The organism is Enterobacter sp. H2G27, assembly GCF_054403075.1.
This window is the reverse complement of sequence record NZ_JBSVSI010000001.1, coordinates 2,039,107-2,058,275: the sequence shown is the minus strand read 5'-3', so window position 1 is coordinate 2,058,275 and position 19,169 is coordinate 2,039,107. Positions and strand designations below refer to the sequence as shown.

General features: G+C 59.0%; 15 protein-coding genes. 6 read left to right on the top strand and 9 right to left on the bottom strand.

Annotated features, from left to right (window positions below):
- Window positions 1-27: 27 nt before the first annotated feature.
- From ACW9E7_RS09750 to ACW9E7_RS09720, 7 genes are read right to left on the bottom strand one after another with little or no spacing between them, the layout of a single operon-like run.
- Complete coding sequence (locus ACW9E7_RS09750; protein WP_458727686.1) at window positions 28-2,202, bottom strand: glycoside hydrolase family 2 protein; 2,175 nt, start codon at window positions 2,200-2,202, stop codon at window positions 28-30.
- A complete protein-coding gene (locus tag ACW9E7_RS09745; RefSeq protein ID WP_458727685.1) occupies window positions 2,199-4,865 on the bottom strand; it encodes a hybrid sensor histidine kinase/response regulator in 2,667 nt (888 codons plus the stop codon). The genes ACW9E7_RS09750 and ACW9E7_RS09745 overlap by 4 nt, the downstream gene beginning before the upstream one ends.
- Before the next feature lie 10 nt (window positions 4,866-4,875).
- Window positions 4,876-5,301, bottom strand: coding sequence for a globin family protein (locus ACW9E7_RS09740; RefSeq protein WP_008501676.1), 426 nt, complete (start codon window positions 5,299-5,301; stop codon window positions 4,876-4,878).
- Complete coding sequence (locus tag ACW9E7_RS09735; RefSeq protein ID WP_458727684.1) at window positions 5,298-6,692, bottom strand: DUF3131 domain-containing protein; 1,395 nt, start codon at window positions 6,690-6,692, stop codon at window positions 5,298-5,300. Before ACW9E7_RS09735 ends, ACW9E7_RS09740 begins: the two co-directional genes overlap by 4 nt.
- Window positions 6,677-8,224: a DUF3131 domain-containing protein gene (locus ACW9E7_RS09730; RefSeq protein ID WP_458727683.1), complete on the bottom strand. Its 1,548-nt coding sequence runs from the start codon at window positions 8,222-8,224 to the stop codon at window positions 6,677-6,679. The genes ACW9E7_RS09735 and ACW9E7_RS09730 overlap by 16 nt, the downstream gene beginning before the upstream one ends.
- A complete protein-coding gene (locus ACW9E7_RS09725; protein ID WP_458727682.1) occupies window positions 8,221-9,552 on the bottom strand; it encodes a DUF3131 domain-containing protein in 1,332 nt (443 codons plus the stop codon). The genes ACW9E7_RS09730 and ACW9E7_RS09725 overlap by 4 nt, the downstream gene beginning before the upstream one ends.
- The gene (locus ACW9E7_RS09720; protein WP_133294448.1) at window positions 9,549-11,366 is read right to left on the bottom strand and encodes a glycosyltransferase family 2 protein; all 1,818 of its coding nucleotides are present in this window, start codon (window positions 11,364-11,366) and stop codon (window positions 9,549-9,551) included. Before ACW9E7_RS09720 ends, ACW9E7_RS09725 begins: the two co-directional genes overlap by 4 nt.
- A 280-nt stretch (window positions 11,367-11,646) precedes the next feature.
- On the opposite strand from ACW9E7_RS09720, the gene opgC reads away from it, so the two are divergent.
- Genes opgC through ACW9E7_RS09695 form a run of 5 tightly spaced genes read left to right on the top strand, consistent with a single transcriptional unit; the run spans window position 11,647 to window position 15,753 of the window.
- The gene (gene opgC / locus ACW9E7_RS09715; protein ID WP_133294447.1) at window positions 11,647-12,864 is read left to right on the top strand and encodes an OpgC domain-containing protein; all 1,218 of its coding nucleotides are present in this window, start codon (window positions 11,647-11,649) and stop codon (window positions 12,862-12,864) included.
- Between the two features lie 11 nt (window positions 12,865-12,875).
- A complete protein-coding gene (locus tag ACW9E7_RS09710; RefSeq protein WP_143345136.1) occupies window positions 12,876-13,775 on the top strand; it encodes a hypothetical protein in 900 nt (299 codons plus the stop codon).
- A 9-nt stretch (window positions 13,776-13,784) separates the two neighbouring features.
- A complete protein-coding gene (locus ACW9E7_RS09705; RefSeq protein ID WP_458727681.1) occupies window positions 13,785-14,999 on the top strand; it encodes a PP2C family protein-serine/threonine phosphatase in 1,215 nt (404 codons plus the stop codon).
- Complete coding sequence (locus ACW9E7_RS09700; protein ID WP_133294445.1) at window positions 14,989-15,327, top strand: STAS domain-containing protein; 339 nt, start codon at window positions 14,989-14,991, stop codon at window positions 15,325-15,327. Before ACW9E7_RS09705 ends, ACW9E7_RS09700 begins: the two co-directional genes overlap by 11 nt.
- Window positions 15,328-15,753: an ATP-binding protein gene (locus tag ACW9E7_RS09695; RefSeq protein ID WP_111963579.1), complete on the top strand. Its 426-nt coding sequence runs from the start codon at window positions 15,328-15,330 to the stop codon at window positions 15,751-15,753.
- A 25-nt stretch (window positions 15,754-15,778) separates the two neighbouring features.
- Here ACW9E7_RS09695 and ACW9E7_RS09690 read toward each other — a convergent pair whose 3' ends face one another.
- On the bottom strand, window positions 15,779-17,269 hold the full coding sequence (locus ACW9E7_RS09690) for a UbiD family decarboxylase (RefSeq protein WP_223582327.1): 1,491 nt from the start codon (window positions 17,267-17,269) through the stop codon (window positions 15,779-15,781).
- 113 nt (window positions 17,270-17,382) lie between these two features.
- On the opposite strand from ACW9E7_RS09690, the gene ACW9E7_RS09685 reads away from it, so the two are divergent.
- The gene (locus ACW9E7_RS09685; protein WP_458727680.1) at window positions 17,383-18,267 is read left to right on the top strand and encodes a LysR substrate-binding domain-containing protein; all 885 of its coding nucleotides are present in this window, start codon (window positions 17,383-17,385) and stop codon (window positions 18,265-18,267) included.
- Here the strand turns inward: ACW9E7_RS09685 and ACW9E7_RS09680 are convergent.
- Entirely contained in the window at window positions 18,258-19,169 is a 912-nt protein-coding gene (locus tag ACW9E7_RS09680; RefSeq protein ID WP_458727679.1) for a LysR family transcriptional regulator, read from the bottom strand. The two genes, ACW9E7_RS09685 and ACW9E7_RS09680, sit on opposite strands and share 10 nt — an antisense overlap.

Genomic DNA, 19,169 nt, shown 5'->3' with positions numbered 1-19,169 from the left:
AAGCGGCAATTTTCCTTTTCCCCTCGCTCACTTTATGACGGACTCCGTGCGCTGATTTTCACCGATAATTTTTCCCGAGCTGTTTTCAATCGTAAACCGAATCGACACGTCGTCCTGGCCCACGGGCGTGGCCGTAAGCGTTTTAACCATCGTTCCCGAATCTGCTGCGATCGTCATCGCCGTCGTGCCTTTTGCCAGCACCTTGTCGCGCTGGGTGATGCGCCAGGTCAGACGGCATTCGCGGCACGGTTTCCAGGTGTCGTTGATGGCCCACAGACGCAAGGTCGCCGCCGCCCCGGATTGCCACTGCGCCGTGACGGGTTCAATGGACGGCAAAACAGGCTGGTAGGCGCGTTTTAAGGCGTAAAACCCAGCTTTAGGCTTACGCAGGTAGTCCACCACGCCCCAGTTGATGGAGGGCCAGGTTTCTACAAACATGAAGTGGAACAGGGCCGTCACCGGCTGGTAGCGCTGACGACGGTAGCTCTCTGCCGCCGTGGCCACCAGCTGCGACTGGTACGCCTGAGTATTGCGGATCATCGCCTGAATGTTGTCCCCACGCGAAATACCGGCAAACTTAAAGGTCTGGAAGGGCTGAAAATTATGGTATTTCCAGACGGTCCAGCCGGGATCGTCAGCGGCGGTCGTTTTTGGCCAGAGCGACGCCGCCGGGATGATGGTTTTTAGCGTCGATAAGCGGGGAAGCGCCTGCGCGCCGAACTCGGTGATGATCCCCGTTTTGGCCGGAGCAAGCAGGTCGCGTACGGTACCAAAGTACCAGCCCGCCCAGTAATGCTCCTCAACGGCGGAGAAGCGGTGCACGATGCGGGAGGTATCTTCGGCAAGCGTATCCGCTACCTTTTGCGTGAGTTCGCGGTTGAGGTTTTTATTCCAGTCCGGGAAGCGTTTTTCCATCCACGGCGAGTTCCACGGCGGTTCGTTATGCCCACCCCAGACGATAATGGCGGGAGAATTACCGAACTGTTCGATCATCTCCCGCGTCTGTCGAACCGCATTTTCCGTGAAAGCCGCACTGTTGTTGTAGCCCCACTGCAGCGGAACATCCTGCCAGATCATCATGCCCATCTCATCGGCCACGTCATACAGCGCACGTCCGGCAACGTGTCCGTGCACGCGTATGGCGTTGGCGTTCATGGCTTCAACCAGACGAAGGTCGCGACGGTATTTTTCTCGCGTCATGGTGCTGAGCCAGGGGGAGCCGATGTAATTGCTGCCCTTAATGAAAAGGCGTTTGTCGTTAATGAGCCAGCCCTTATTGTCGGGCTGCTCGACGATCTTGCGCAGCCCGGTGCGGGTGACCGCCGTATCCATCAGGCCGTTTTCATCGCGTAATGCCACGCGAATGGTATACAGGTGCGGTTTCCCCGTACCGACGGGCCACCACAGTTTTGCCTTCGGCATGGGCAGCGTCAGCTGCACGGAATGGGCGCCGCTTTCGAGGGTAACCGGAAAGTCAGCCTGGAAGCGCTTGCCGCTGAAATTGGCGGGCGTGGCGGTGAGACGCACGGTCGCCGGGCCCTGACCGAGCGCGCGATAACGAATATCTGCTTTCAGCGCGGGGTGCGTCAGCCCCTGTGACCAGTCTGGTCGCAGGATGGTCTCATCCAGGGTAGCGCCCCGGCTAAGATGCAGCCTCACCGGTGCCCAGATGCCGCCTGAGTTGGCGTCCTGTCCTTGCGGCGACCAGGCCCCGCCGGGACGCGTGTCATGCTGGTTAAGGATCCCTTTCATGAGCGTTTTATGCAGCGGCCAGACCTTAGTGGGATCTTCGTAAGGGCTGTCCACCCTGACCACGAGCTGGTTGTGACGTTGTAACGCCTGGCTGGCATCCAGCGAAAAGCGCTGAAAATAGCCCTCATGCTGGCCGAGCGGCTGGCCGTTCAGGGTGACCTCGGCCAGGTAATCGACGCCGTCAAAAACCAGGGTGCTCATTACGTCGGGCGGCTGCACGGGCAGGGAAAAGGCGTGCTTGTACCACAGCGCGCCCTGATGATCGTATCCGGCGCTGTACCAGTTGGCGGGGACCTGAAGCGGGCGCCAGCCTGATGCAGCAGGATGCGCACTATTATTGGCGTCCTGAACCTGCCATTCTCCGGCCAGAGACCAGCTGACCGGTGCAGAGTTAGCCACAGTGTGGGTGGTCAACAGGGCAAAGAGCAGCGCGCAGTTGCGAGCAATCATGCGTTTACCCCGCGCGCGTTGAGCCACGCCATCAGGCGCAGCGATTCCTTCTGAAGCTGCTGGTTTAGCGTCGCAAGCTGTTGCCCCTCCAGCGTGTGCGCCTCGCTCTCCAGCACCTGTAGCTGCTGTGCGAGCGTGCTGAAGTCCAGGGTGACGGCTTCTCCTCGCAGCTTGTGGGCCGCGCGGCGCAGCGCTTCACGATCGTCGCTGTCGATAGCCAGGGTGATGGTCTTCATGGCCTCCTCCAGCCCTTCGCCAAACAGGGCCAGCAGCTCCTGAACCAGAGCAGGGTCGTCAGCACACTGCTTCAGCAGGCGTGCTTCATCCGGGAAGTCGGAAGGGGCATCGTGGCGCGGAAGCACGCGAGCAATCTCTTCAGCGAGACGCTCCTGGCTGATGGGTTTGGCAATGTAGCCGTCGAAACCCATCTGAAGACAGCGCTCTTTATCCCCCTGCATGGCGTGTGCCGTCATGGCGACGGTGGGCTGAGCCGGTCCGGGCCGGGCGCGTTCTTCTTCGCGCAGCAGGCGAATGGCGGTTTCACCGTCCATCTCAGGCATCTGAAGATCGATCAGCAAAACGTCCCACACGCCCGCGCGCCAGCGTTCCAGCAGCGCGACGCCATTATCGACGATCTGACAGGTGTGGCCGAGCCGCTCGAGCAGGCGCGCAGCGACCTTCTGGTTGACCAGATTATCTTCCGCAAGCAGGACCCTGAGCCCGGCTGTGTCCGGCGCGACGGTGGGCGCGGGCGCGCTTTCACTCACCGTCTTCGGCGCACGTTCAAACGCCGCGGCAATCGCCTGATGCAATTCATTCTGGGCGATAGGTTTATGCAGGTAGTTCTGGATACCGATCCGCTTCAGCATATTGATATCAAAATGTCGGCTCATGGAGCTCAGCATGATGATGTGGCTCTCAGCAACCTGCGGCAGCACCGAAAGTTCGAGAGCCAGCGACACGCCGTCCATATCCGGCATCTGCGCGTCCAGCAGGATCAGGGGCCATGCCGTTCCGGTTTTAACCCGGTTGATGGCCTCGCTGGCGTTATTAACGCAGGTGGGTTTCAGCCCCATCTGGCTAAGCATGGCGGCCAATAGCCGCAGGTTGGTCGCGTTATCATCAACCACCAGCACGGGCTCCCCGTTAAAGCGATGGCTATGCCGGCGTTCATCCGGGCCAGGCGCCTGGGCCGCAAGCGGCAGCGCGAAGGAAAATTCGCTGCCTTTTCCCGGCTCGCTGGACACCGTTAATTCGCCGCCCATCGCTGCGACCAGTCGCGCAGAGATGGTTAGCCCGAGCCCCGTACCGCCATAGCGGCGCGTGGTTGAGTTATCCGCCTGGCTGAAGGCTTCAAAAATGGCTTTCTGCTTATCTGCCGGTATGCCAATGCCGCTGTCGCACACCCGGAAACGCCATCGATCCGCGCTATCGCCGGGCTCAACAATCAGGATCACTTCCCCCTTATGGGTAAACTTCAGCGCGTTGCCCAGCAGATTGGTCAGGATCTGGCGCAGCCGCGCGCCGTCGACCAGCAGCACGTCGGGAACGTCGGGCGCAATATCGACCAGCAGCTCGATGCCTTTTTCGCTGGCCCCCGGCATGTGCGGGCGAATAAGCGACTGAATGAAGGGGCGGACCGGGACGGGCTCCGCCTCCAGCTCCACTTTTCCGGCTTCAATCCGGGAAAAGTCGAGAATGTCGTTGATGATATGCAGCAGAGACTGGGCAGAACTCATTACCAGGGGCAGATAATCGCGCTGATCGGCGCTGAGCGCCGTATCCAGGCACAGCTGGGTCATGCCAATAATGCCGTTCATGGGGGTGCGAATTTCATGGCTCATATTCGCCAGAAACGCGCTTTTCGCCTCATTGGCTTTTTGTGCCTCAATGGCCGAGGCGAACGCCTGAATTTCAGCCTCCTTGCGCCGCGTAATATCCTGCAGCGTGCCAATCACGCGCTCGGCGTTTCCCTCAATGGAGAGCGTGACCACCTGGCCGGAGAGCAGCATCCAGCGCAGTCCTTCGGTAGGGTGATGCACGCGAATTTCACATTCAAAGACCGGGCGATGATCCTGCTTCGAAGCCTGTAGAGCCTTGCGCAGCGCTGCGCGATCGTCCTCGTGAACCTGGTTAAGTAAAAAACGCACCGGATATCGCCACTGGGTGCGCGACTGGCCCAGCATGGCAAGCAGGGTGTCGTTCACCTGGAGCGTGTCGCCGGAAACCTGCCAGTCCCAGATCCCGATATGGATGGATTCCGCGGTCAGCAGAAAATCGTCATGCAGCTGGTGCCGCGCCCGCTGTGCTTCATCCAGCTCGGTAATATCGCTGTGCAGGCTGACAATGCCGCCGTCCGCAAGCCGCTGATGCTGGACGAAGATGCGCCGCTGGCCCGCCTGCCGCACTTCGCAGTGTTTATCCTGCCGACAGTTGCGCACGATCGACTCGCGCAGCGTCTGACGCAGGCCGGGGTCGACGTTGTAAACGGCGTCGATAAAGCGTTCCGCCAGCGACTCCAGCGTTGTGCCCGCCTTCAGCCACGGGGTGATGACCGGATAAAACAGGGCCACGTTGTGATTCCAGGCCTGCAGGCGTTCCTCGCGGTCATAAATCATGACGGCCGCCGGCAGCGCGTTAAGATCGTACGTGAATGCGCTCATCGTGATCCTCCTACGCGCGGTAGTGCAGTTCTGCCTGCCGGCGCAGGTATTCCAGCCCGGGCGCGATCGCCATGGCCCAGGCCGTCAGGATCTCATCGTCGCACTGCGGATCGCGCAGGCTCACGGTGTTCAACATCGCTTCGCGCCACAGGGCGAAAAAACGCGGGGGGAGGTGGAGACCGTCGTCGCTTTGCTCCCGCGCCAGGCGCTCGAGAAAATCAGGCACGATTAACGCGCCGTCTACCGCAAGCATGGCGAAGAAACTCTTAAACAGAGTCTGCTGACCCTCGCTATCCGGCAGGCGAGAAAAATGCTGCTCCGTCTCGGGCGACATATGAACGAAGGCGTCATAGAACGTCTGGAAAAACGCCGTTTTATCATTATCCGGAAAGACGCGGTTCAGGCTGGATTCAAACAGATCGCGGTAAAATTTCACGGCGTCCTCCTTACGGCATTTTCGCCCGGTAGACAGTGCCCGACGGGCGTATAGTCATCTGCCACACGGCGCGTAAAGTAGCTCTCTTTTTTGGCCCGGCGGGCATCAAACAGGGGGCCCGCGTTGTGTTTAAAGAACAGGGCTTCCAGCACCGTGGCATTGGTGGAAAGGGTGAGCGCAGCGTTGGTATCGCCCGTGGCTTCCTGGCGGCCTTCGTACCAGCCTTTCTGCGGATCGTTAAGATGCTTTGTCACCGTCATCAGCACGTCGGTGTAAGGGGTGTCCCACAGTGCCCACAGGGCAAAGACCGCTTTGGTCGATACCTGCGCGAAACGGGTGTAGTCTCGTCCATCGTCACCGACAGAGTTCCAGGCATAGCCATTTCCCCAGACCGTATCCTGAATATGCCAGGGGGCCTGCGGGAGCGAGAAATCTGCTCTGGCCGTCAGGATCTTATCGGTCTCCCAGCGGGCCTTCTGGCTTAGCCAGACGTTTTCGGCCTGCTTGCGCAGGTGCTTTTGCCGATCGGCCGCAACGCCTTCGGGCTCCCAGCCAAACTCCAGGCCCGGCAGCATATAGGGAAGGGTGGCGATCAGGGAGGGCTGCCAGGTGGTGCGCGGATCCCGGGCATCGACGGCCAGACGCCGCTGGGCGATGATGACGTGGTGCGCCGGGGGCGTAAACGCTTTCTCCGGGGAAAACCCCCACAGCCGAAACGCCGTTGCGGCATATTCGCTCTCGCCCAGGCGCAGCTCCTCGCGCACCACCGGCTGGCCGTTTTGCAGGGAAGATGACCACAGTTCGCCTTCGCTGTCGATGACCGGACAGAAATTCCAACGCAGGATAATTTTATCCAGGTATTCGCTGTACTGCGGTTCCCGCTCTGCGGTGAGGCGCAGGGCGAGCATCAGACGCGCCATATCGCGTGCGGACCAGCCATTTTTAACGGGCTTGCCGCTAAAGTCGATCGGCGTCGCCGTCTGGCTGGAATAAAGTCGACCCGGCGTCCGGGCCTCGGTCAGCATCATGCGGTTGAGGGTGCCCATCAGCCGCGTCAGGCGAGCGTCATACTCGGCCTCCTCAATCAGCCCAAGCTCTTTGGCCGCCAGCAGGGCGATAAGCGTATCGCCCATTTGCCAGAGCGTGACGCGGGGCTGTTTGTCGCTGCCGTTGACCAGCCCGGTTTGCGGCTGGGTATTATTGACGAAATAGCGCCAGGCGATCGCCGCCCACGTCTGCTCTTCCGGCGTCAGGGCGGCAATACGCGCGCTGGAGTGCCAGCCGCCACTGATGAGCCAGCGCCAGCCTGCGCCCTGATGGGCAAACAGCGCAAAGACGATCGCGCCTGCAAGGAGTAATCCCGCAAGCCCTCTGGCTAAGGTTTTAAGCATTGCGCAGTCACCGGAGGCAGTTTAACGGGCTCGTCCACGCTGCATGACGCGCACTGGCAGGCCTGGCAGGCGGGTTTGGTGCGCTGCGTGACGCCGGTCCGGTCGCACCAGCTTTTTACGGCCGGTGTGCTGGTCAGGAACGGACGGCTGCGCAGCGCGTTGTTCTCTTCAAACTGATCGAGCAGCTTTTGATCCCACAGAGACGGGGCAAAATCCTTGCTCTTCGGATTGTCGGTGTTGAAGGCCAGCAGTTTTCCCTCTTTTTTGAACAACAGGGCCTCCAGCATGATGCCGTTATTGTTCGCGGTGAACTCTTTGATCGGCCCGTCGCCGTTTTCATACAGCCCTTCGTAGTAGCCTTTTCCCTCTTCATTGGCATTCTCAATGGTATTGAGCAGGCGGTCGGTATAAGGTGAGTTCCACAGCACCCACATGCCCAGCGCCGCCTTCAGCGAAATCGCGGCAGCGTTAGGGACGAACTGTCCCTTATCGGTAATGGTGTTCCAGTTGTACCCGTCGCTGAAGACGGTGTCATAGACGAAGTAAGGGGCCTTATCGAGCTGGTGCTCGGAGCGCGCGGTGAGGACGCCGGTAATGGTGTAGCGGTTTTCCTGAGCCTGATAAACGCGGTCAGCAAAGTTTTTCATCCACGTCAGGGAGTAGTCGCGCGGGGCGTTATCCCGGTCGGTCGGTTTATCAAAGCCGAACTCCAGCCCATAGAGCAGGTAGGATTCCGTCACCACGTAGTTATGCTGTGACGTGTTGCGCGGGTCGCGCGTATCGTAAGGGACCAGCACGCAGTAGATCTCGGCCAGCTCGTAAGGCTGCGGACGGCTGGCTTTGCAGGTATTAAACCCCCACAGCTGGTAACCGGCCGCGCCGTACTCTTCATAGCCCAGCCGCCCTTCCTGAACGTACTTCGGCTGGCCGTTCTCCAGATAGGCCCCGTACAGCGTGCCGCAGGGGTCGATCGCGTGGCTGAAATCCCAGCCGAGCACCACGTTATCAATGCTGTTGCCGTATTCCGGATAACGCTCTTTGATGATTTTCAGCCAGACCAGCATTCGCCCGATATCCAGCGCCGAGAAGCCAATTTCGCCGGGCTTGTTGGTGTAGTCCACCTTCTGACCGCTGATGGTGTTATAGGCCTTGTTGGGCAGCTCGTTGCGGAACAGTACCAGGGTGTTTAACGTGGCGAGAAACTTCAGCATCCGGCGGTCAAATTCCGCTTTATCAACGATCCCGAGTTCGCGCGCCGCCGTCAGGGCGGCCAGATAGGAGGCGCTGTCCCACATGGTGGTGGAGGGATATTTGTTGACCGCATTCACTAGGCCCGTCGTGGGCTGATAGTTGGTGACGAAATACTGCCAGGCGTTTTTCGCAATGGTCATCTCTCGGGCCGTCAGCTCGCCGCTGCGCGGGGCGTAGCCTGATGCAGGCAGCACGGTTTCCGCGCGCGCGGTCGAGAGCGCCAGCCAGCAGATCGTTATTCCCGTGAGCAGGTGGAAAAGGATCGGGGATCTTGGCTTCATGGCGTTGCTCCTGCGGGAGTGGATGAATGAGTGGCTGTGGAGAAGCAGGCCAGACAAAGCATCTGGCCGTGCGCGATATACGACAGACTTTCCAGCACGATGGCGTTGGTGTCGGCGTCCACGACGCTATTAACGCTGTTATTAAGATTGAAGCCGCGTTGCCAGCCTTTACCCGGCACCAGAAGCGGCAGAACCTGCTGGCGCAGCGCCTCGCTCCAGCTGTTGCGGAACAGGGCATACCAGGCAAACGCGGTGCGGGTGGAGGCGATCGCGACTTTCTCCGGCACTTCGTCACGCAGGGCGCGCGCCTGTACCGGCTGCCTGTTGGGCAGATCGGTAACGTAATCCGGTGCCGGTTCGGCGTAATCCGTGCTGATGGGAGGTTTTGGTGAACGCAGGCCGTGGCGCCGCTGCTGGATCTGCATAATTCGCCACGCAATTTCAGCGCTCTGCGCATCAAAGCCCAGCTCAAGACCGGTTAACAGGTAGGGGAGACTAATCAGCGAAGTTTGCTTGCCCCAGGGCGTACGTAGCCCTTCATCGGGCACCATTACGCCATCCAGATCGATCATCTTTTGCCCTTCAGGCGGGTTGGTCACCGCGAGTCCTGCCGCGCTGTCAATCATGCGCAGCGTATGGCTGGCATAGAGACGGTAGCCAAAGCTGTCCCGCTGCTCGTCGGCAGCCAGAGTCCAGTGATGGAGCGGTACCGCCGCCTGGCTTTGGGTGCTGTTTTCCATCAGCGCGCCGGTGCGCCAGACGCTAAACAGATCGCGGATGGCCGCCGCGTGCTGAGGATAGCGCCACAGCAGGGTCTGTAATGCCGTCAGCAGCCGGCTCAGACCGATTGCGGAGGCCTCAGGCTTGCCCAGGATCTTGAGCGTGTCCGCATGGTAATAGGCGGCGGGGAGACCTTTGTCATTGAGCGGCAGTTGCCCCAGCGTGAACACGGCGGTGCTGACTCTCTCGTCAAACTCATCGGCGGAAATAATATTGAGCTGCTCTGCGGCAGCGGTCGCAAACAGGTAGCTTCCCACGCTCCAGAGGCTCAGCCAGGGTTCACCGTCGCTGGCGTTCGCCAGCCCGTTTGGCTGGGTATTATTCACGTAGTATTGCCAGGCGACCCGCGCCCAGATGGCTTCGTCATAGGTCAGCGCCCGTTTTGTGGGCAGCGGCGGAAAGTCTTTACTGAGCGCGATGCCGCCGCTGCTTTCCACGCGCGTGGGCATCTGTTTCTCCACCCAGACCACAATGGCAAAGCCGATCAGGAAGCCGAGCAAAATGGTGAGGTAGCTGCGCGCGGGCAGCAGGGCATCACGTATCCTCATTGGGTGACCTCGTCCTCTTCAGCGGGCGTCCACATGGCTGCGAAAATCAGCGGCAGCATGGCGGCGATGTTCACCCCTCCCCAGAAAATATTGATGACATAGCCGGAGGGGTCATCCACCTGTCCACGCGCCACCTGGATACCGCCCCAGATAAGCCCTGCGAGGGTCAGCACCACGATGGCAATTTGCGGCTTCACCAGGTAGAGAAAACGGCCCGTCTGCCGCTCTTTTGGCGTGACGTGAAATTTGATCTGTTCGCCCCGCAGCACCGTATTGAGCGCGCGCAGGTTCATGGAAAAGAAGGAGAGGTATGAGGCCCTGCCGTCCCAGGCCGAGATCCCCCAGGTGCCGAACATAAAGGCCAGCTCGGAGAAAATAAAAAACGGGAGAAAATGCAGATAGAACGGCGTCGACCAGGCGGACACCGGCGGAATGCCGGTGAACAGATAGATAATGGGTGAAATCAAAAACACCGTGTTCCATACGCAGGCCATGTATGACCAGAAGGTGGTGGCATACATCAGCGTCTGGGGCAGAGAGAGCCTGAAGCGGCGACGGCTGAAGATGTTGTCATGAAACAAAATATCCAGCGAGCCGGCGGCGTACTTAAAGCGCTGGATCATCCAGGTGAGCATATCCTGCGGAGAGAGCATCTTCGACTCAACCCGCGGATGCATAACCGAGCGCCAGCGTCGTGCGGCGTCACCGTGCAGCAGCACCGAGGTGTAAATATCTTCCGAGACGTGGAATTTGTAGGGGGTTAGCTCGGTGTCAAACGCCACGTGCGGACGCATTGCATTCTGCAGCGCGTCCCGGGTCTCCTCATCGCGAATGTCGCGCGTATGACGATGGATCTCCTCTTCGACGGACCAGACGTAGCTTCTCAGCGCGGCCTGCATGACCGCCTCGCGACGGTGAATGGACGCCGCGCCACAGCAGAAAGCCGCGTTCGCCCAGTTGCGCCGCCGCAGGATCACGTCATAGAACATGCGCGGATCGTTAAAAAACGGGTCGCGGCCTATCGTGACCGGGCCAACACACTTTTGAATCAGCCAGCCCAGACCGTAGCCCACTTTTCCGGCTTTTCGCTGGCCCCAGCGCGACAGGTTTTCTCCTTCCGGAAGATCGAAGAACCACTGCGGCGTCTGTACCCAGGCCACGTCCGGATCGCGAAAATAACCCAGCGTATGGCTGAGCAGGGTGGGAAATACCCGGGTATCGGCGTCGCAGATAACAATGAAATCGCCGTCGGTTTGCTCAAGGCCGTTGCGCAGGTTGCCGGCCTTAAAGCCGATGTTGGTCTGGCGAGTGATATAGTTAACGCCTTCCTCTTCACAGACGGCTTTCATCTCCGGGCGGCGGCCGTCATCAAGCACGTGGATGCGGTAGTCAATCGGGAACGGGTACGCCATCTTCAGGGCATCGCGAATGGACAGCCTGACCAGCTCGGTGTCTTCCGAGTATGTGGCAATGAACAAATCCACTTTTACAGGACGGGGTTCAACGGCCTCCTCAGGCGACAGACATTCGTTAATTTCGCCGGGCGGCGGACTCTGAGGAGGATCCTGTTCTTTCCACAAATTGATGGTAAACAGCACGGTCCCTATCCAGGCCAGGGTTTCGGCGAGGACCAGCGGAATGGCATACCATAATGCGTCAGTATTCAGGGAGGCGGTCCAGCGCCAGTAAATATAATTTGCACCAAGAATAAGCGCCGCGACCGCTAATACCTGCCAGGTCATCATTACCCAGCGCGGTGTTGTTAACGGTTCCGGAGGACGACGATGTTCAAAACGGGAAAAATAAAAATCCATAGTTCCGGCGTTCCTGATTCCGTGAAAATGCAGACCCATTCTGCTGCGCAGATAGTTGCTCAAAAGCGAAAGAAAATAGCGATTAAACAAGATTTAAGATAAGTGTAGAACGCCGAATAAAAGTGTCCAGCCACGTTTTTATTAATATTTAGCGGTGTTTAATTCAACTTAAATTCTGCTTAATATCTTTCATCTGCTGACGATAAATTGCGGTTACTATTCCTTTAGGCTATCTACTTTATTTAGACCTTAATTTTCGTTTTCAGGCAAAGGACACCCTATGAGCCATGTTGCGCCGTCGGTAGCGCAAGAAGATGACGCTAAATCAACAGCATGGCAGTATGTCGTTGCAGGTACCAGGGACCTGAGAATCGACTTTATGCGCGGCATTGCCCTCGTCATGATGGTCGTGGCGCATACGGAGGTGATGTCGGTATTTAATATATTCTCCTGGGAGCGTTTTGGGTTAACAACCGGTGCAGAAGGTTTTGTTATTCTCTCGGGGTTTATGCTGGGCATGCTGAACCGCGCGCGTTTGCAAAAAGTGGTTTTGCTCACGGTTTCCTGGGGGCTTTATCTCAGGGCGTGGAAAATATATCGTGTAAATATCATTATCATAGTGTCGTTTATTCTTCTGGCCTATATCCCGCATATTAACGTTTTCGAGGTCACCCATTTTACCGACCGTTTTTCGGGTGAAAGCTGGTCGCTTTATCCGGTTACGCCGCAAATTAAAGAGACCTGGTTCAACATTATCCTCTATTTGCAGATCGGCCCCCATCAGACGCAAATTCTGGGGCTGTATATCTTTTTGCTGCTACTCAGCCCGCTATTTTTGGGGATGCTGCAGAAAGGAAAAGTGTGGTGGCTGCTGGGGCTGTCGCTGCTGGTGTACGGCCTGTGGCAGCGGTGGCCGCTTCGGCTGACGCCGTCGGAATTCGAATTTGCCTTCCCGCTGCTCGCCTGGCAGTTCATCTTTGTGCTGGGCATGGCCAGCGGCTGGTATAAAGCCGAACTGCTCTCTTTCGCCCGGACGCCTCCGGGGAAAGGGGTGGTAGTGGCGCTGGTCATGGTGTCGCTGGTGCTGGGATTTGTAGCCCAGAACCATACCAACCCGTTTATGCCGCCCGCGCTGCTGATGCACGTCATCCCGCCTGACAGCTTCAATTCGTTTTATCACACCTGGGCGGCGAAGAACGGGCTGGGCCCGGTGAGAGTGTTAAACGATATCGCCCTGATGGTCACCGTCTACCTGGTGCTGACGTATTGCTGGACGCCGCTCAATCGCCTGCTGGGATGGTTCCTGATCCCGCTCGGCCAGCACTCGCTTTATACCTTTATTTTGCATGTGTACGTGGTGCTGCTGGTGAGCCAGTTCATCACCTTCGACTTATGGCGTCATGCCTGGATAGAGAACACGTTAGTGCATGCGGCGGCACTGGGTATTTTGTGGCTGATGGCAAAATACGACGTCGGCGCACGCTGGATACCTAACTAAGGATGGCGGTTATGCGCGAAAAATGGCTTCTGGCGGGCGTGCTGCTCGCCGCGATACCCGCCGCGGAGGCGGCGAAAAGCAGTGAAAATGAATCCCTGCGCGATAAGAACGGTGAACCCGTTCAGGCTGGCGTCTTTACCAGCCGCTGGGGGCGCCTGTTCTCGGGTAACGACAAGAAATTCTCAGGTGCGCTGAGCTTTAGCTCGGGACTGAAAGAGCAGTGGATGAGCATTCCGAACAGTTCAGACACCGCCACGGAAAAGAAAAAGTTTAACCAGACGCTAAATCTCAGCCTTCAGTATTCCCCCTACAGCTTCTGGTTTGCCAACATCACGTCCCGACTGCCGGTCAGAGACACCAGCCGCTACACCGCCGATTTTCGCTACAGCTTCGGCTACGATGACTGGCACGCCAACACGGTGAGCCTGGTTTACAGCAACTACGGCGATAACCACTTCTGGACGTCGGGTAGCCGACGACACACCTATTTCGAACAGGGCGCCTTTACGCTGGCCTACAAGTTTTCGCTACCGAAACCGGTCGAAAACACGCTCCTGATTAATAAAGGGGATTCCATCATTTGCCAGGTCGGGTACAGCTGGGTGCCGCGGTACTACGATCTCAGCAGCGATGACATTCGCAAAAATAAAAACGTCATGCTCGGCGGCTGCGGCTACACCTTCAAACAACATTTCTTCGTTCGCGCGACGGCATTCTGGTTCCCGGACAGCAGCCAGCAGCAGCCCTGGAACGGCGATTACAGCTACAGCTTCGGTTATGCCGGCTATACGCCGGGTTCGTTCTCCATCCAGTACGCGAACTATGCGGGAACGCGCTATCCGGGGCACGGTAACGGGAATGCAAAATTCAGGGAAGGGACCGTGAGCCTCATCTGGTTCTTACCGCTTTAGGAGGGATGTATGTCGGCGCTGCACGTGTTAATCGTTGAAGATTCGCTGATTTATCGTCGGTTACTCTCCCGAATGCTCACCCAGTGGGGGTATATCGTGAGCGAGGCGGAAAATGGCGTCGCCGCGCTGGAAATACTGTCCAGCCAGCCGATCAGCATGGTGATAAGCGACTGGGACATGCCGGAAATGGACGGTCTCACGCTGTGTCAGACCATTCGCAACCGTCAGTTTGGCCACTATGTGTATATCATTCTTTTGACGGCCCGCGAGAATGCAGGGGATTTAACGCAGGGCTTTGATGCCGGGGCGGACGACTTTTTAAGCAAGCCGGTCGAGCAGGATGAACTGCGGGCGCGGCTCCACGCCGGGGTCCGTATTTTGACCCTGGAGGCGACCCTCGCGGCGCACAACAAGCGCCTGAGTGAAGCGTTGCATCAGATTGAACAGGATCTTGAACTCGCGGCGCGCGTTCAGCACTCGGTGCTGCCATCGCACCGCTTACGCTTTGGGAACTACTTTTCCGACTGGCTTTTCTTGCCGTCTGCGTGGGTCTCGGGGGATGTGTTCAATATTTTTCCGCTGGATTCTCACGTTGGGTTCTATTGCGTGGATGTGTCCGGTCACGGCGTGGGGGCCGCGATGATGTCCCTCGCGGTGGCGCGCCAGTTCTTACATGGCCGGGTGGTAGACCGTTTTTTGTTTACCGATCGGGGCGGCATTCAGTCGCCTGCGGAGGTGATCAGGATCCTGAACAGCCGCTTTTGCAGTGAAGAGAGCGACATTACCAGCTATTTCACCATTATCTACGGGGTAATCGACCCCGAGAGCGGACGAGGGGTGTTGTGTCAGGCCGGGCATCCTACTCCCGTCATTGTGAACGCAGACAGCGCCGTCACGTCCGTGGGCAACGGCGGCCCGCCGGTCGGGCTGATGCCTGACCTCAGCTGGGAGGACGTCGCGTTTACCCTCAATCCGGGGGATCGCTTATGCTTATTCAGTGACGGTATTACGGAGTGTGAGAACGTCAGCGGCGAGCAGTTTGGCCCGCAGCGTCTCGAACGCTGGCTTCATGACCATGCCCGACTTCCGGTTGACCAGCTCCTGCCGCGGTTCGGTGACCACCTGACCGGCTGGCGCAACGCAAATCGTGATGAACCGACCGCCTTAACCGATGACGTTTCACTGCTCGTGATCGAGCGTCAGGGAGAACAGAATGATTATTAACACCGAACGACTACCGCACGCCAATATTCTCACGCCCGCGGTCCGGCGGCTGGATGCCTCCGTTGCCGCGAGCTTTAAAGCGTCCGTGACGGAGGAAATTGGCGACGATCGCAAGGCCTTGATTGTTGACTTCAGCAAAGTGGATTTCATCGACAGCAGCGGGCTGGGAATGCTGGTGTCGTTGTTTAAGCTGATGAACGGGAAAGGCGACATGGCGCTGTGCTCCCTGAACCCCGGGATAATGAATATGTTCACCCTGACCCGCATGGATCGCATATTCCGTATCTATCCGGATAAAAGCAGCGCGCTTGCGCAGCTGGGGCAGTAGATGCAGACGCCGGTGCAGGCAGAATTTCCGGCGGTGCTCGGTTCCCTGACGCCGCTGGCCGGCTGGCTGGAAGAGCGGCTGAGGGCGCTTCCCGTAGATGACGAGTGGCGTTTCGCGCTCGATCTTGCCGTCTGTGAGGTGGCGACGAATATCATCCGCCACGCGCTGCATGAGGATGCCTCGCGCGCATTCAGCGTACGGTTCGACATCCGCGACAGCGATGTCTGCATTGTTTTTACCGACGCGGGTGACGCGTTCCCGCTGGAGCGGCTTGAGGCCGCCAGGCGAGACCGTTTTTGTGAAATCTCGCCGCTGCTGGAGAGCGGCAGGGGGCTGATGCTCATTTTGCTGAGCGTCGATCGTTTCACTGTGGAACGCGTGACGGGTGAAAACATCGCCACGCTTGAAAAGAAAATTAGCGTATGACCCGCGGGCCATACGCGTGGTGTTTTTATTTCGCGTTGCCAGCAAACAGCTCCGGCGCCCACGGACGCGGATCCACCTCCATAAACGGCGCGCGCTCGAAGCGATCCTTCAGCGCCCACGGCACCGTGCAGTCGAAGATCGTCTTGCAGGAGATCCCGTTTCCGCGAATCGAGGTGCTGTAATCCGGCGACTGGGATGGATCCAGCTGGTGGCCGCGGATCCCCGGAATATTGGTGATGCTGACATCGCCCTGCATGCGCGTCGTCATCGCCCACAGGATGTCGTCACTGTCGAAAATATCCACGTCTTCGTCGACCAGAATAATGTTTTTCAGCTCCGAATAGGTGGCCAGGGCGATAAGCGCCGCCTGGCCCTGACGTCCTTCGTCTGACGGCTGGCGTTTTTTCACCTGCAGTATCCCGAGGAACTTGCCGCCGCCCGCGGTATGGGCATAGACGTTTTGCAGGAAACCCGGAATTGCCTCTTCAACGGCATTACGGATGCTGGCCTCCGTCGGCAGTCCGGCCAGCGTGGTATGTTCTTCCCCCGGTCCCACCAGCGTTTGCAGGATCGCGTGGTTTCGCATGGTCACGGCTTTCACTTTAATCACCGGCAGGGAGGGGTTCGCCTCGCCGCAGTAGCCCGGGAACTCCGGCATCGCGTGGCCGGTGTTGGTATGCTGATCCTCTCTCACGCGCACGCCCGGCAGCAGTTCACCTTCGATGATGATTTCCGCCCGCGCGATGGCTTTCTCTTTGACCGCCACGCCCTGCACCAGCTCGACCGGCTGCTGGCGCAGCGCCCCGGCGACGCCCAGCTCGTTGTAGCCAAACGGCGTGGTCGGGGCCTCAAAGCACGCGCCGATATAGATGGCGGGGTCGAGACCCATGTTGATCGTCACCGGCAGCGGTTTTCCGGCATCCTCCGCCTTTTTGCGGAACACTTCGATATGGCGCCCGGCGGCAAGGAACATGGAAAGCTCGTCGCGCTCCTGCACGCAGAGGCGGTGAATGGTGACATCCGTCAGCGAGCTGTCTTCCGGATCGCTTGCCAGCACCAGTCCCAGACAGAAGAACGGACCCGCATCAATCGGCGTGTTGGTCGGGGCCGGAAGCAGCTTGCGCAGATCGAAGTCAGGATCGTCAGCGTAGAAGACCTGTTCCTGACATGGAGCCTGCGAGGCCGGAACGACAACCGGCGCAACCGGCTTTTTCACCGCCTGGCCGACGTGTTTTGCCAGTTCAGAAGGCTCGCAGCCTAACAGCAGCGCCGCGCGCTCGCGGCTGGCGTGCATGCCCACCAGGATGCGGGAGTGCGGATAGCCCTTAATGCTGTTGAACATCATGGCCGGGCCCGTGCGGGTCGGGCGTTTGACCGTGCCGCCTGCGCCGATATGGCGATAGACGCCCGCCAGTTCGGCGTTGGGGTCGACCGGACGATCGGTTTCAATATACTGCCCGTCGTGGCGCTGCAGTAAGGCGATGGCGCTGCGAAGATCGTTAATCTTGTTTTCCATATTTTCCTCCCTCGGTTGAATCCCTCCATTTTTATGGCAATGACCAATAGCATCAATTGCATCATTACTGTTAAATTGATAACGAAATTTATATCAATACAGGGGGACGTCTCGTGCAGTTTCGTCAGATGCACCACTTCATCGTCGTGGCCGAAGAGCTCCACATGCACCGGGCCGCCGAGCGTCTGAACATGGCGCAGCCGGCGCTGAGCCAGCAGATAAAGGCGCTGGAAGAACGTTTAGGCGTCACGCTTTTCAGCCGGGCGAACCGCCGCTTAACCCTGACGCCCGCGGGCGAAGCGTTTCTGGTAAAGGCCAGGCTCGCCATCTCGCTGACCGAACAGGCGGTGCTGGACGCCAGACAAACGGCACGGGGCGAGCAGGGCGTGTTAAACCTCGGGTGCGTGTCGAGCGCGATGTTTGACGGCAGGCTGCCCGCCGCGCTTCGCCAGATGCACAGCCGCTGGCCGGCCATTACCATGTCCCTGATGACGGGAAACGTGCAGACGCTCTACGCCGCCGTGCAGAGCAACCAGCTGGATGTGGCCATAATCCGCGCGCCGCTGCCGTCGCTGCCGGACGATCTGCAAAGCCGCCCGTTTGCCTCGGAGAAAACGGTGCTGGCGCTGTATCGTCAGCATCCGCTGGCCGGATCCGCCGCGCTGACGCTTTCGTCGGTGAAAGACGAAAAATGGATCTCCCTGCGCGATCCGGAGGGAATGGGGCTGGAACAGTACTTCTATGACGCCTGCAGCGGAGCGGGCTTTCAGCCGGACGTCGTGCAGAATGCGACCGACGTGCCCACGGTGATAAGCCTGGTTTCGGCGGGGTTTGGGCTGGCGCTGCTTCCCGCGTCGGCAAAGGCGGTGAGCGTCGAGAATGTCGTCTACGTGGACATCCTCGACCGGCTGCGGGAGAGCGAACTCACCCTGGTTTGCCACCGGATTATTCGCTCAGAGGTGCTTAAAAAGTTTCTGGTAACGCTCGATCACACCTGACGTCCGGCGGCCCGCAGCAGCAGCTCGCGCAGCCAGGCGTTCGCCGGATCCTGGCTGTTTTTCGGGTGCCAGTACATGTTGATGGTAATGGGCTGGAGCGGCAGCGGTGGTGCAAAGAGATCCAGCGTGCTGGCGAACTGCTTCAGCATCCGTTCCGGCAGGGTGCACACCAGGTCGGTACCGGCAACCAGCGCAGGCGCCATAGCGTAGCTCTGGGTGGACATGGCAACGTGTCGCTGATAGCCCAGCCCGGCGAGGGTTTGGTCGACAAATCCGGTAAACGGATCGCCCGCCGACGACACCACCAGATGGGAAAGCGCGCAGTAGATCTCCAGATCTAACGCACCCGTTCCGCGCGGATGGCCTTTTCGCTGGGCGGTGGCAAACGTGTCGTCGAGAAGTTTGCGCCTCACCCATCCGTCATGGGCGCCCGCGCTTACGCCGATGTAGAGATCCACATCGCCGTTCTCCAGCTGCTGCGGCAGGTCAGCTATCTCCGGCAGGGCGAAGCGCAGGCGGATACCGGGGGCATCGGTTCTAATCTGGTTAAGTAGCCCGGTGCCGAGCATCAGCGCCGGATTCTCATGCAGCGCGATAACAAAGGTCCGGCTGCTGGTTTGCGCATCAAACGCGGTGGGCGCAAACATCGCGCTGATGCCGCGCAGCACGCTTGCCACCTGCGGCCTGAGCGCTTCCGCTCGCGGCGTGGGCAATACCCCGCGTCCATGCGGGGAGGGAATAAACAGCGGTTCGCCAAACAGCGTGCGCAGACGCGCCAGACGGGCGGACAGCGCGGGCTGGCTGATGCCCAGCCGCGCGGCCGCATGGGTGATATTCCTGTCCTGAAGCAGGGCGTCCAGCGTCAGGATCAGGTCTATGTCCATATCAGAGATGGGCGTCAT